15 protein-coding genes are annotated in these 13,231 nt (G+C 75.0%); 3 read left to right on the forward strand and 12 right to left on the reverse strand.

The window, feature by feature from the left end:
- Positions 1-131: 131 nt before the first annotated feature.
- From O7618_RS16940 to O7618_RS16955, 4 genes are all read right to left on the reverse strand, one after another.
- Positions 132-332 (reverse strand): DUF3046 domain-containing protein, encoded by a 201-nt coding sequence (locus tag O7618_RS16940; protein ID WP_018785963.1) that lies wholly within the window; start codon positions 330-332, stop codon positions 132-134.
- A 4-nt stretch (positions 333-336) separates the two neighbouring features.
- On the reverse strand, positions 337-1,644 hold the full coding sequence (locus O7618_RS16945) for an MFS transporter (RefSeq protein ID WP_278107066.1): 1,308 nt from the start codon (positions 1,642-1,644) through the stop codon (positions 337-339).
- Between the two features lie 67 nt (positions 1,645-1,711).
- The gene (locus O7618_RS16950) at positions 1,712-2,854 is read right to left on the reverse strand and encodes an acyl-CoA dehydrogenase family protein (protein WP_278110042.1); all 1,143 of its coding nucleotides are present in this window, start codon (positions 2,852-2,854) and stop codon (positions 1,712-1,714) included.
- A gap of 52 nt (positions 2,855-2,906) precedes the next feature.
- Positions 2,907-3,365, reverse strand: coding sequence for a hypothetical protein (locus O7618_RS16955; RefSeq protein ID WP_278107067.1), 459 nt, complete (start codon positions 3,363-3,365; stop codon positions 2,907-2,909).
- Positions 3,366-3,448: 83 nt separating this feature from the next.
- Here O7618_RS16955 and O7618_RS16960 point away from each other — a divergent pair, with 83 nt between their 5' ends.
- The gene (locus O7618_RS16960; RefSeq protein ID WP_278107068.1) at positions 3,449-4,096 is read left to right on the forward strand and encodes a 4a-hydroxytetrahydrobiopterin dehydratase; all 648 of its coding nucleotides are present in this window, start codon (positions 3,449-3,451) and stop codon (positions 4,094-4,096) included.
- Between the two features lies 1 nt (position 4,097).
- On the opposite strand, the gene O7618_RS16965 is transcribed toward O7618_RS16960, so the two are convergent.
- Together O7618_RS16965 and O7618_RS16970 are read right to left on the reverse strand one after the other, a co-directional pair.
- On the reverse strand, positions 4,098-4,796 hold the full coding sequence (locus tag O7618_RS16965; RefSeq protein ID WP_278107069.1) for a UdgX family uracil-DNA binding protein: 699 nt from the start codon (positions 4,794-4,796) through the stop codon (positions 4,098-4,100).
- 112 nt (positions 4,797-4,908) lie between these two features.
- A complete protein-coding gene (locus O7618_RS16970) occupies positions 4,909-6,246 on the reverse strand; it encodes an aminotransferase class I/II-fold pyridoxal phosphate-dependent enzyme (RefSeq protein WP_278107070.1) in 1,338 nt (445 codons plus the stop codon).
- A 38-nt stretch (positions 6,247-6,284) separates the two neighbouring features.
- On the opposite strand from O7618_RS16970, the gene O7618_RS16975 reads away from it, so the two are divergent.
- Positions 6,285-7,532: a bifunctional pyridoxamine 5'-phosphate oxidase family protein/GNAT family N-acetyltransferase gene (locus O7618_RS16975; RefSeq protein WP_278107071.1), complete on the forward strand. Its 1,248-nt coding sequence runs from the start codon at positions 6,285-6,287 to the stop codon at positions 7,530-7,532.
- Complete coding sequence (gene leuE, locus O7618_RS16980) at positions 7,529-8,188, forward strand: leucine efflux protein LeuE (RefSeq protein ID WP_278107072.1); 660 nt, start codon at positions 7,529-7,531, stop codon at positions 8,186-8,188. The genes O7618_RS16975 and leuE overlap by 4 nt, the downstream gene beginning before the upstream one ends.
- Positions 8,189-8,280: 92 nt before the next feature.
- Here the strand turns inward: leuE and O7618_RS16985 are convergent, their stop codons facing one another.
- The 6 genes from O7618_RS16985 to O7618_RS17010 all read right to left on the reverse strand — a co-directional run bounded on the left by O7618_RS16985 (position 8,281) and on the right by O7618_RS17010 (position 13,198).
- On the reverse strand, positions 8,281-9,204 hold the full coding sequence (locus tag O7618_RS16985) for a sporulation protein (protein ID WP_278107073.1): 924 nt from the start codon (positions 9,202-9,204) through the stop codon (positions 8,281-8,283).
- A 259-nt stretch (positions 9,205-9,463) separates the two neighbouring features.
- Positions 9,464-10,528 carry a hemolysin family protein gene (locus O7618_RS16990; protein ID WP_091072553.1) on the reverse strand — a complete coding sequence of 355 codons (1,065 nt, stop codon included), beginning with the start codon at positions 10,526-10,528 and terminating at the stop codon, positions 9,464-9,466.
- On the reverse strand, positions 10,525-11,880 hold the full coding sequence (locus O7618_RS16995; protein WP_278107074.1) for a hemolysin family protein: 1,356 nt from the start codon (positions 11,878-11,880) through the stop codon (positions 10,525-10,527). The genes O7618_RS16990 and O7618_RS16995 overlap by 4 nt, the downstream gene beginning before the upstream one ends.
- Before the next feature lie 165 nt (positions 11,881-12,045).
- On the reverse strand, positions 12,046-12,384 hold the full coding sequence (gene mnhG, locus O7618_RS17000; protein ID WP_278107075.1) for a monovalent cation/H(+) antiporter subunit G: 339 nt from the start codon (positions 12,382-12,384) through the stop codon (positions 12,046-12,048).
- Positions 12,381-12,644: a monovalent cation/H+ antiporter complex subunit F gene (locus tag O7618_RS17005; RefSeq protein WP_278107076.1), complete on the reverse strand. Its 264-nt coding sequence runs from the start codon at positions 12,642-12,644 to the stop codon at positions 12,381-12,383. Before O7618_RS17005 ends, mnhG begins: the two co-directional genes overlap by 4 nt.
- Positions 12,641-13,198 carry a Na+/H+ antiporter subunit E gene (locus tag O7618_RS17010; RefSeq protein ID WP_278110043.1) on the reverse strand — a complete coding sequence of 186 codons (558 nt, stop codon included), beginning with the start codon at positions 13,196-13,198 and terminating at the stop codon, positions 12,641-12,643. The genes O7618_RS17005 and O7618_RS17010 overlap by 4 nt, the downstream gene beginning before the upstream one ends.
- Positions 13,199-13,231: the final 33 nt, after the last annotated feature.

A 13,231-nucleotide genomic window follows, 5' to 3' on the forward strand; every position in this document is an offset into this window, starting at 1 on the left:
CACGCTAGGCGCTGGGTCCGACAGAAAACCAGCCGACGGGCCGCGAACTGTGGACGAGCACCCCGCTGTGGACAATAGCCGAACAGGTGTACGACTGGGCAAGCGACACGCGGAACCGAGGAAAAGGCTGCTCAGCGTAGTCGGGCGGGCACGCGGTCGGGATACGCGGCGACCACCGCGCGCCACACCACGTGCGTTTCCTCACCGGCCGCGAGCGCCTGCTCGACGGTCCGCCCGCCCAGTTGGGAGAGCACCTGGTCGCTGGCGATGCTGGCCGCGTAACCCGGCCCGAACGCCTCCTCCAGCCGCGTCCAGAAGTCGGTCAGCCGCACGTGTTCAGTCCTCCTCGTCGAGTGGTCCCGCGCCGGGGCGCCGCAGCGCGAGCGCCACCAGCGGCACCACCGCGATCGCCGCCAGCAGGGTGAGCGTCGGGTACCCCACGGCCCGCATGACGAACCCGCTCACCGCCGCCGCGCCCGCCCCGGCCAACCCCATGAGCAGGTCGGACAGGCCCTGCACGCCGGGCCGGTCGGCGGTGGGCACCGACTCCGACAGCAACGTCGAGCCCGCCACCATGGTGCCCGACCAGCCCAGCCCGAGCAGCGCCAGCCCCACCGAGAGCGCCGGGGTGCGGTGCCCGGCGGCGCCGGCGACCGCGCACGCGGCAAGCAGGAACGCCACCCCGCCGAGGATCACCGGCCGCCGGCCCAGCCGGTCGGTGAGCCAGCCCACCACCGGCGAGAACGCGTACATGCCGGCGATGTGCAGGCTGAGCACGGCGCCGACCACGCGCAGCAGGTCCGCGTCGGAGTGCCACTCGTCGAGGTGCACCGGGGTCATCGACATCACCGCGACCATCACCAGGTGCCCCACCGCGACCGCGGCGATGCCGAGCCGGGCGGCCGGCCGGCGGCGTACCGTGCGCCACGCGGCGACCATGCCACCGCGGCGGGTGACCGACGGCGCGGGGCCGGCGGCCGGTGCCGGCTCGGCCGCCGCCAGCCGGCGCGCGGTGAGCAGCGGGTCCGGCCGGAGCATGGCCAGGAGTACGCCGGCGGCCACCGTGAACGCGACGGCGCTGACCAGGAACGGGCCGGCCAGCAGCGGCAGGCCCCAGCCGTGGGTGACGTCGTCGGCGAGCGCGGCGAAGTTCGGCGCCGCCACCGAGCCGATGGTGGTGGCCCAGACCACCAGCGACAGTTGCCGGCCCCGGCGCGCCGGCTCGGCCAGGTCGACGGCCGTGTAGCGGGCCTGGAGGTTGGCCGCCGTGCCGCCGCCGAACAGCAACATGCCGACGAAGAGCAGCGGCACCCGTTCGGTCACCACGGCGACCACCACCAGCGCGCCGCCGACCGCGCCGACCAGGTAGGCCAGGACCAGACCGGGTCGCCGCCCGCGCGCCGACATCAGCCGGGTCACCGGTACGGCGAGCAGCGCGGCACCGACCACCGCGGCGCTCTGCGCCAGCCCGGCCAGGGCGGTGCCGGCGACCCGGGCGGCGAGCAGCGCGCCGACCGAGATGCCGATGGCGACGCCGACGCCGCCGACGATCTGGGTGAGGAAGAGCAGCCGGAGGGTACGCCGCTGGATGCCGGCGACGTCGGGCTGCCGGGGCGGGGCCGGCGTGGTCAGGTCGGTGGCCATGACGCTCCTGGTGAGGACGGGTGCCTCATCGTCGCGCACCGGACCGGCCGGTCGGCAACCGGTTTCGCTACAGGCCGAGGCCGCGCCCGATGATCTCCTTCATGATCTCGGTGGTGCCGCCGTAGATGGTCTGCACCCGGCTGTCCAGCCACGCCTTCGCCACCGGCTGCTCCAGCATGAAGCCGTAACCGCCGTGCAGCTGCACGCACCGGTCGGCGACCTTGTTCTGCAGCTCGGTGGTCCACCACTTCGCCTTCGCCGCGTCGGTCACCGACAGGCGGCCCGCGTCGTACTCGGCGACGCAGTGGTTCACGAACGTCCGGGCGATGGTGATCTCGGTGTCCAGCTCGGCCAGGAGGAACCGGTTGTGCTGGAACCTGCCGATCGGCCGGCCGAACGCCTCCCGGGACCGGGCGTGCTCCAGGGTGAGCGCGAGCAGCTTCTCGCAGGCCGCCACCGCGCCGACCGCGATGCTCAGCCGCTCCCGGGGCAGGTTGGCCATCAGGTGGTAGAAGCCCTGGTTCTCGGCGCCGATCAGGTTCTCCGCCGGTACCCGGCAGTCGTCGAAGAACAGCTCGGCGGTGTCGTTGGCCTTCAGGCCGACCTTGGCCAGCCGCCGCCCACGGTCGAAGCCCGGCGTGCCGCGCTCCACCACCACCAGGCTCACCCCGTGCGCGCCCTGCTCCGGCGCGGTCTTGACCACCACCACCACGAGGTCGGCCAGCTCGCCGTTGGTGATGAACGTCTTCTGGCCGTTGAGCACCCACGAGTCGCCGTCGCGGACCGCGCCGGTGCGGATGCCGGCCAGGTCGCTGCCCGCGCCCGGCTCGCTCATCGCGATCGCGGTGACCAGGTCGCCGGAGCAGAAGCCCGGCAGCCAGCGCTTGCGCTGCTCCTCGGTGGTCAGCTCGGTCAGGTACGGCGCCACCACGTCGTTGTGCAGCCCGAACCCGAGACCGGTGCAGCCGCTCGCGACGATCTCCTCGTCGAGGACCGCGTTGAACCGGAAGTCGCGCTGCCCGCCGCCGCCGTACGCCGGGTCGACGTCGGGACCGAGCAGCCCGGCCGCGCCGGCGGCCCGCCACACCGCGCGGTCGACGATGCCCTCGGCCTCCCACCGCTCGTGGTGCGGCACCGCCTCCCGGGCGAGGAACCGGCGGCACAGGTCCCGGAACTCTTCGTGGACGGGCTGGTAGAGATGCTGCTCCATGGCGGCCAGTCTGGCACCGCTCACCCGGTCAGCACAGGGGCCGCGAGCCCGATCAGCGCAGCCGCGCGCGCAACCTGCGCTCCCGGCGGGCGGTCACCGCGGCGACGGCGAGCACCGCGACCAGGACGGCCGCGAACCCGACCGCGCTGGCCACGCGCCCGACGTGTACGGCAACCCCGATCAGCGCGGCGAAGAGCGGCGTGCCGACGAGGGGACCGATCAGCGCTCCCCGACGCACCGCGGGCAGGTTGTCGGCGACCGTCGCGCGACCGGCCTCGTCGGCGGGCGGCTCGCCCCGGCGCGGCGCGACAGCGGTCCGCCGCCAACCCTCGGTCCACTCGACCTCGGCCGGCTTGCGCGGCTTCGTCCAGCGGCTCCCCACGAACGGGAAGGCGGTCCCCCAGACCACGCCCACCGAGCCGGCCCGGACGATGGCGACAAGCATGCTCACCACGTACGACCCGGGCGGACCGAATCGGGCGAGGAACACGAAGGGTCGGGCGGCGGCCATGTCGGAGGCGATACCCCCGCGTGCCGGGCGGCAATCCGGTGTGGACGGTGGCCGGTCGGGCCGAGACACGACAGGATGGCCGGATGGGCACCCTGACCGGAGCACAGATCGCCGACGCCGGGCTGGACGGGTGGACCTTCCTGCTCGGCACGTTGCACACCCGTATCCGTACCCCGAATTTCGCGGCCGGCCTGGCGCTGGTGGCCGCGGTCGGCGCGGAGGCCGAGCGGGTCGACCACCATCCCGACCTGGACCTGCGCTACACCCACGTCGACGTGCGGCTCTGGTCGCACGACGCCGGCGGCGTCACCGGGCGCGACCTGCGGCTGGCCCGGACGATCACGGCGCTCGCCGCCGAGGCCGGCCTCGCCCTGTCGTACGCCGGGTTGTCCCGCCTGGAGCTGGCCCTGGACAGCCCGGAGCACGCCGCCGTGGCGCCGTTCTGGCGCGCGGTCCTGGCCTGGGACCAGGCACGTCCCGACGACGACGAGGTGCGCGACCCGGCCGGGGCGCTGCCGACGATCTGGTTCCAGGGCTCCGGGCGGGACGAGCCCCGGCAGCGCTGGCACCCGGACGTCTGGGTCGACCCGGCCGAGGTCACGCCACGGATGGAGGCGGCGCTGGCGGCTGGCGGCTCGCTGGTCAGCGACGCCGAGGCCCCGAACTTCTGGGTGCTCGCCGACCCGGACGGCAACCGGGTCTGCCTCTGCACCTGGCAGGGGCGCGGCTGACTCAGCGCAGCGCGCCGGCGGCCACCATGAGATCGGCGACCAGGCCCTCGAACGCGACGTCCTGGTTGTCGGCGCGCAGCACGGCGGACGGGTGGATGGTGGCGAGCAGCCGGGTGTCCGGCGCGTCGGCGACCTTGCCGGCGCGGTCCACCGGCACCCGGGCGAAGTCCTCCGGGTGCTGCGCGGCGGCCGGCCAGGGCAGCAGCTCGCCGCGCTGGCGGGTCACCCGGAACGTCGGACCGAGCAGCGCCTTGGCGGCGGTGGCGCCGAGCACCACCACGACCTCCGGACGCAGGCGGGCGAACTCGGCGACCAGCCAGGGCCGGCAGGCGGTGACGTGCACCCGGTCGGGGGTCTGGTGGATGCGCCGCGTGCCGCGCAGCTCGAAGCGGAAGTGCTTGACCGCGTTGGTCAGGTAGATCTGGCGCGGGTCGAGGCCGGCGTCGTCCACCGCCTTGCGCAGCAACCGGCCGGCCGGGCCGACGAACGGCAGCCCCTGCTGGTCCTCCACATCGCCCGGCTGCTCGCCGACGAAGACCACCCGGGCGCGTTCGTCACCACGGCCGAAGACGGTCTGCGACGCGTCCCGGTAGAGCTCACAGCCCCGGCAGCCGGCCGCCGCGGCACGCAGCGCGTCGATGGTGTCCGCCGTGGGCGGGATGAACTCCTGCGCTCCGGGTGCGCTCTCGGTCTCGGCCATGCGGACCGTTCTACCCCCTGCGCCGTCCGCCACGCCGCATCTGCCGGCGTGTCAGCGGGCCGCCGCCATCGGAGGGAGGTGTTAAAAGGGGGCCCCGCCTCTACCGGAGGCGTTAATAGGGGCCCCTTCCTTGCACCGGGTGCAGCGCGCGGGCGAGCGCGTCGGCGAGGGTGGGGAGGTCGGGCTCGTCGAGAGGGCTGACGGTGATCCGGACGGCCGGGGCGGCGGCGATCCGGTAGAGGCCGCCGGGCGCCACCGACCAGCCGGCGTCGCGCAGCGCGGTGACCGCGACCGTCTCGTCGGGCACCGGCACCCAGACGTTGATCCCGGTGCGCCCGTGCGCGGCCAGTCCGTGCGCGGCCAGCGCCGCGACCAGCCCGTCGCGCCGCCGGTCGTAGCCGTCCGCCGCGTGCCGCACCAGCTCGGCGGTGGCCGGGTCGCGCCAGAGCGACAGCACCAGCCGTTGCAGCACGGTGGAGACCCAGCCGGCGCCGACCCGGGCCCGGCCGGCCACCCGGGCCACGGTGGCCTCGTCGCCGGCCAGCACGGCGAGCCGCAGGTCGGGCCCGTAGGGCTTGCTCACCGACCGGACGAAGGCCCACGCCGGGGTCGCCCCGGCGAGCGGGTGCAGGGGTACGCGGGCCAGTTCGGCGGCGTGGTCGTCCTCGATCAGCAGCAGGTCGGCCCGGCCGGTGAGCAGCGTCCGCAGCGCGGCGGCCCGCTCGGCGGAGAGAGCCGCGCCGGTCGGGTTCTGGGCCCGGCTGGTGACCACCAGCGCGCGGACCCCGGCGGCCAGCGCGGCCCGCACCCCGGCCACGCTCGGGCCCTCGTCGTCCACCGGCACCCCGACGGTACGCAGCCCGAGCGCGGCGACCAGGTCCAGCAGGTTGGCCCAGCCCGGGTCCTCCACCGCGACCGCGTCACCGGGGCGCAGGTGCGCGGCGAGCAGCCGCTCGATGCCGTCGAGCGCGCCGCCGGTGACGGTCAGGTCGGCGGCCGGCACCCCGTCGGCGGCGAGGCGGTCCCGGGCGGCGGCGGCCAGCTCGGGCAGGACGGCGGCGTCCGCGTACCCGGTCGGGGCGTCGAACTCGGCGGCGAGCGCGGCCAGGTGCGGGCCGAGCGGGGGCAGCAGCCGCCGGTCGGGGTGCCCGGCGGAGAGGTCCCGGCTGCCCGGGCGCGGCGGGGGCGCCAGCGCGGCGCGGCGGCTGGCGACAGGCGGGCGGGGCCGGACCCGGGTGCCGTGCCGGCCGGCGGTGACGACCAGCCCGCGCTGCCGCAGCTCCTGGTAGGCCCGCGCGACGGTGGCCGGGCTGACGCCGAGCCGGCCGGCGAGCGCGCGGACCGCCGGCAGGGGGTCGCCCGGGGCGAGGCCGCCGGTGCGGATGCCGGATTCCACGCTCGCCGAAATGGCCGCCGACGTGGACCCACTGAGCTGATAACGTGCTGCCACAGTTCGCTGATTGTACTAGAACAAAGGTGGGATGTCGCATGTACCCTCCGACCGGCCGCACCACCGCCACCCGCACCCGGGACCGGGTGCGCTACGACCGCGCCACCGCCCACGCGCTGCTCGACGAGGCGTTCCACTGCGCGCTGGCGTTCGTGGTGGACGGTGAGCCGCGGGTGCTGCCGACCCTGCACGTCCGCGTCGGTGACACGCTCTACCTGCACGGCTCCACCGGCAGCCGGCCGCTGCTCGCCGCCCGGGGCGAGGACGGGCTGCCGGTCTGCGTCGCGGTCACCCACCTCGACGGGCTGGTCTACGCCCGCTCCCAGTTCCACCACAGCGCCAACTACCGCTCGGTGGTCGCGCACGGCACCGCCCGGCTGGTCGACGACGCCGACGAGAAGGCCCGGGTGCTGACCGCGCTGGTGGAGAAGGTGGGGACCGGCCGGTCCGCCGACAGCCGGCCGCCGAACCGGCGCGAACTGGCCGAGACCGCGGTGCTGGCGCTGCCGCTGCGCGAGGTCTCGGTCCGCACGCGTACGGGCGGGGTCAACGACGAGCCGGCCGACGAGAGCCTGCCCCACTGGGCCGGGGTGCTGCCGCTGCGGCTCACGCCGGGGCGACCCGAACCGGCCGACGGGGTGACCGCGCCGGTGCCCGCGTACCTGTGGCCGGCCCGGTCGCCGTGGCTGGAGCCGGTGGTCCTGCGCGGCGCGCACGTGGTGCTGGAGCCGCTGGACCTCGCCCACGCCGAGGACCTGCACGCCGCGCTCGACGACGAGGAGGTCTGGCGGCACGTGGGCAGCCCCCGCCCCGCCGACGTGGCCGGCACCGCCGCGCTGATCCGCGCCGCGCTGGACGCCGGGTCGCGGGGCGTCCGCACGCCGTGGGTGCAGCGCTGCGCGGTCACCGGTGTGGTGGTCGGCACCACCTCCTTCCACGAGCCCGACGCCGACCTGCGGGCGGTGGAGATCGGCTACACCCAGCTCGGCCGGGCCTGGTGGCGCACCGGGATCAACACCGAGGCGAAGCTGATGCTGCTCTCCCGCGCCTTCGAAGACCTCGACGCGGTGCGGGTCACCTGGCAGACCAGCACGCTCAACGAGCGGTCCCAGCGGGCCATCGAGCGACTCGGCGCGGTGCGGGAGGGGACGTTGCGGTCCAACCGGCGGCGCGCCGACGGCACCTGGCGGCAGTCCGCGCTCTACTCGATGCTCGCCGAGGAGTGGCCGAACGCACAGCTCAGGCTGCGGGAACGGCTTCGCCCGGCGGCCCCGGTCGGGTCATGATGTCCGGCGTGCTGGGGATCACCGACATCGGAACGTACGTGCTGGGCACGGTGGCGATCGTGCTGCTGCCCGGCCCGAACTCGCTCTTCGTGCTCGCCACCGCCGCCCGGCGCGGGGTGGCGACCGGTTACCGGGCCGCCGCCGGGGTGTTCGTCGGCGACGCGGCGCTGATGGTGCTCTCCGCGGCCGGGGTCGCGTCGCTGCTGCGGGCGTACCCGCCGCTGTTCCTCGTGATCAAGTACGCCGGCGCGGCGTACCTCGGGTGGTTGGGGCTGGCCATGTTGCGCGGCGCGTGGCGACGCTGGCGTGACCGCGACGACCCTTCCATGCCGCGCCTGATCGACGAGGTCGAGCCGGCCGCCCGCGACCCGTTCCGGCGGGCGCTGACGATCAGCCTGCTCAACCCGAAGGCGATCCTCTTCTTCGTCTCGTTCTTCATCCAGTTCGTCGATCCCGGGTACGCCTGGCCGGCGCTGTCGTTCCTGCTGCTCGGGCTGATCGCGCAGGTGGCCAGCGCGCTCTACCTGACCGTGCTGATCTTCACCGGCACGTTCCTGGCCACCCAGTTCCAGCGCCGCCGGCGACTAGCCGCGACCGGCACCACCGCGATCGCGATGCTGTTCCTCGGCTTCGGCCTCAAGCTCGCCGCCGGCTGAGGTGTAAGGAGGGGCCCCTTGTTAACGCCTGCGGCATAGCAGGGGCCCCCTCCTAACATCCGCGCACCCGCTCGGCGCGCGGCGCTCGGCGCTCAGGTGCCGTCGCCGCCACCGCCGCCGACGCCCCCGCTGCCGGCCGTGCCGCCGAGGCCGTACCCGGGCGCGACGGGCTGGTCCGGGTGGCGGCTGACGTGTGCCGACTCCCGGATCGTGGCCGACCAGTCGCCGTGCGCGGCGGCCGCCGCGTGCCGGTCGATGGCGTGCCGCAGCCAGCCGTCCACCGTCGACACCCAGTCCCGCCGGTCCGCCCCGGCGTGCCAGACCCGGAATCGGCTGATGCTCTGGTGGGTCACCCCGGCCAGGGAGAGCCGGCGGTCCAGCCAGAACAGCACCTCCATACCCGCCGGGTCGGTCAGCATGATCACTTCCAGTTCGGTCATCGGCCCGGCGTAGAGCGGGGCGGCCCAGAAGCCGAGCCGCTGCTGGAACGGCAGCGTCTGCGCCACCTGAGGCAGCCGGCCCTGCTGGAGCCCCGCCTGGCGCATCACGAAGCCGAGCGTGTCCAGCGCGGCGAGCAGGTGCTGCTGGGTGGGCAGCGGGTGGATCAGGACCGGCACCATCTCGCCCTGGTCCAGGTCCGGTTCGACGGACACCTCGGTCCGCAGCCCGGTGCGCAGCGTCATCAACGGCACGCCGCCGAACACCGTCACCGGCGACTCCCACGGCAGCGGCACCGCGAAGTCGACGGCCCGCCGCCGCCCGCCCGGCACCACGAAGCGGCCCGCGATCGGCCACTGGTGATACTGCACCAGCCGGCGCGGCGCCCCCGGGTCCTCCGGCTCGACCTGGGTGACCAGCCCGAGGCGGATGTGCCGGACCAGGACGTCCTCGCCGTCGGCGGCCAGCGTCACCCGACCCGGCAGGCGCAGGCCCGGCCGGGTGCTCGGGTTGGGCAGCGTGGTGGTCACCGAGAGCCCGGTCCAGGCCGATCCCCTCGACACCCCGGTCAGCCGCATGCCGGCGGCATTCCCGCTGCCCAGCCGGCCATGCCGGGGCGGCCGGGCAATGCCGACGGCTCCGGGCGTCCCGGCCCGGCGAACCTGCCGGCCCGGCGAACCTGCCGGCCCGGCGAACCTGCCGGCCCGGCGAACCTGCCGGCCCGGCGAACCTGCCGGCCCGGCGGACGTGCCGGCCCACCGCCGGTACGGCGAGGTGGCGGTGTCCCGGTCGCCCGGACACCGCCACCTCGGCCTACTGGTGTCGATCGGAGGGTGGTCAGCGCAGGCGGCGACCGCGCGGCACCGGGTCGGTCTCGTCGTCGAACTCGCCGATGACCTCCTCCAGCAGGTCCTCCAGTGCGACGAAGCCGATCGGCCGGGTCGGCCCACCGCCGTTGCGCACCAGCGCGAGCTGGGCCTGCCGGCCGCGCATGGCGGCCACCGCCTCGGTCACCGACGCCTCGGCGGGCAGCGTGAACGCGTTCGTCATCAGCTCACCGGCGGTCGCCGGCCGGCCGGTGGTGACCGCGCGGACCGCCTCGCGTACGTGCACCAGGCCGCACACCTCGCCGCCGGTGTCGACCACGGCGAGCCGGGACCGGCCGCTGTCGCGGGACACGTGCTCGATCCGCTCGGCGGTGTCGTCCCGGCGCACCGTGACGATCTTGTCGAACGGCTCCATCACCTGCGCCACCGTGGTGCCCTGCAACTCCAGCATGCTGGTCAGCAACTGGTGCTGCTCGGCGCCGAGCAGCCCGTGCTCCCGGGACTGCTCCAGCAGGATGCGCAGCTCGTCCGGGCCGTGCACCTGGGCGAGCTGGTCCTGCTGCTGCACCCCGACCAGCCGCAGCATCGCGTTGGCCAGCCCGTTGAGCAGCGACAGCACCGGCCGGGCGATCCGGGCGAACGCCCGGAACGGCAGCGCCAGCAGCATCGCGGAACGCTCCGCGTCGGTGATCGCCCAGGATTTCGGCGCCATCTCGCCGACCACCAGGTGCAGGAACGTCACCAGGCCCAGCGCGAACACCAGCGCGACCACGTGGCTGGCCGCGTCGGGCAGACCGACCGCGTGCAGCAGCGGGCTGAGCAGGTGCTCGATGGCCGGCTCGGCCAGCGCGCCCAGCCCCAGCGTGCAGAGCGTGATGCCGAGCTGCGCGCCGGCCAGCATCAGGCTCAGCTCGCGGACGCCGTCCAGCGCCGCGCGGGCCGCCCGGCCGCCGCCGGCCGCCGACTGTTCCAGCCGGTAACGCTTCGCGGCGACCAGCGCGAACTCGGCCGCCACGAAGAACCCGTTGAGCGCCAGCAGCACCACGGAGAAGGCGAGCGCGAACCCGGGGCTCATGCGGCGCCCTCCCCGGACACGCCGGCGGTCGACCGCAGCCGCACCGAGTCGGCCACGTGCCGGTCCACCGCCAGCACCTCGACCAGCACCCGGGGGCCGGTCGACGGCTCGTCGCCGTCACCGGCCGGCGCGATCTCCAGCCGGTCGCCGACCTCGGGCACCCGGCCCAGCTCCCGCATCACCAGGCCGGAGAGCGTGTCGTACTCGGGCGCCTCGGGCAGCTCGATGCCGGTGCTGTCGGCGACCTCGTCGATCCGCCAGCGGGCCGGCACCACCCAGGAGCCGTCCTCCTGCCGGGCCGGCGCCCGCTCCGGCGGGTCGTCCTCGTCCCGGATCGGCCCGACCAGCTCCTCGGCGAGGTCCTCCAGCGTGATCACGCCGGCGAACCCGCCGTACTCGTCGACCACGCAGGCCAACTGCCGGTGCCCGGACCGGAGCCGGTCCAGCACCGTCGGCAGCGGCAGCGTCTCCGGCACCAGCAACGGGGGTACGGCGACCGCGTCGATCCGGGTGCGCGCCCGCTCGGCCGGCGGCACCCCCAGCACGTCGGCGATGCCGACCACGCCGATCAGGTCGTCCACGCCCTCGGCGCCGCGCACCGGGAACCGGGAGTGGCCGGTGTCGAGCATCTCGACGACCCGGCTGACCGGCTCGTCGGCGCGCACGGTGTGCACGTCCACCCGGGGCACCATGGCCTCGCCCGCGGTCAGCCCCCGGAAGTCGAGCCCTCGGTCGAGCAGGTCGGACATCTCGGCGTCGAGATGCCCCTCCTCACGCGACTCGGCGATGATCTGTTCCAGGTCGGCCGGGGTGGCGCCGCTGGGCAGCTCCTCGATCGGTTCGATGCCGACCCGGCGGAGCAGCCGCACGGCGGCCCGGTCGAAGAGCGTGATCAGCGGACCGGCGATCCGCAGGTAGATCAGGGTGGACCGGGACAGCGCCCGGGCGAGCGGCTCGGCCCGGGCGATGGCCAGGTTCTTCGGGGCAAGCTCGCCCAGGACCATCTGCACCACGGTGGCGATGACCAGGGCCAACGCTACCGACAGCGGCAGCGCCACCGCGCCGGACACGCCGGCGAGGCCGAGCAGGTCGGCCAGCCCGGCGCCCAGGTAGGGCTCGGCGACGTAACCGACCAGCAGGGCGGTCACGGTGATGCCGAGCTGGGCGCCGGACAGCATGAACGAGAGCCGCCCGGTCACCTCCAGGGCCCGGGCGGCGGCGCGGTCGCCGCCGTCGGCGAGTTGTTTGAGCTTGCCGCGGTCGACGGCGACGTAACCGAACTCCTGCGCCACGAAGTAACCGGTGGCGGCGGTGAGGACGGTGATGAGAAGGAGACCGACGATGATCAACACGGGAGGTTCAGGGCTCCCGGGGTCGTCGGAGAGGAAAGATGCCGGGTACGACCCGGCCGGCTACTGCTGCCCTCCGGGGCAGGAGAGTCGATCATGCGGCCCATTTTATCGGTGCCCGCTGGACGCTCGCTGAAGGTGCCGGGAACCCTCCCCCACGTCCCGTTCTCACCGCTCGGCCAGCTCGTCGACGTCGAGCAGCGACCGGTCGATCCGCCCGGACCGGTAGGCGGCCCGCCCGATCATCTGCGCGGCGACCGGCGCGGTGGAGAGCTGGAAGATCGCCACCAGCGCCAGCATGCCCAGATCCGATCCGGTCCGCAGCCGCAGCGCCAGCCCGGCCAGGAGCAGCAGCACGCCGAGCACCTGCGGCTTGGTGACGGCGTGCATCCGGTCCAGCGTGTCCGGGAAGCGCACCAGCCCGATGCCGGCGACCAGACTCAGCAGCGCGCCCGCCAGCAGCAGGATTCCCCCGGCCCAGTCCGCCACGGCACCCACGACCGTCATGATTCGGCCCGGACGGCGAAGCGGACCAGCGACACCGAGCCGACGAAGCCGAGCAGCGAGAGCACCACCAGCACCGGCAACGTGGTGGCGTGCCGGTTCAGCGCGGCCTCCGCGCCCACCGCGCCGAGCATGGCCGACAGCAGCAGGTCGGCGCCGACGACCCGGTCGAGCAGGGACGGGCCGCGGTAGATCCGGAGCAGGGCGAGCAGCGCGGTGGCCGAGAGCAGCACGGTCAGCACGACGGCGAGCAGGACGGTCACGGGTGATTCCTCCGTTCGACGGGTTCGAGGTCGAGCTGGCGTACCTCGGTGGGCGAGCCGACGGCGCGGACGATGCGCCGTTCGACGGCGAGCACGCGGGCGCGGCCGCCGGCCAGGTCCTCCGGGCCCCGCACGTCGAGCACGTGCACGTAGAGCACGCCGCGGGCCCGGTCGATGTCGAGGATCAGCGTGCCCGGCACCAGCGAGATCACCTCGGCGGTGAGCGCCAGGTTCAGATCGGTGCCGACCCGCAGCGGCACCGCGATGATCCCGCCGTGCGGCCGGTAGCCGGGACGCAGCGCCACGGCCGCGACGTGCACGCTGGCGCTGATCAACTCCCCGACGAACGTGGCGGCCAGCACCAGCAGCGGGCCGGGGCGCAGCCGGCCGCCGAAGGTGACCGGTGGCAGCGGGAAGAAGAACAGCACCGCCGCGCCGACCACCAGGCCGGTGAGCAGGTTGCCCCAGGACACGTCGCCCCAGAGCAACAGCCAGGCGACGGCCAACCAGCCGAGCGCCACCGCCTGGTCGCGCCGCCGCCCGCCCCGGCCCACGGCCGGCGGGTCGGCGGCCGGCGGCTCCCCGCC

The sequence above is a fragment of the Micromonospora sp. WMMD980 genome (assembly GCF_029626035.1).
GTDB lineage: Bacteria > Actinomycetota > Actinomycetes > Mycobacteriales > Micromonosporaceae > Micromonospora.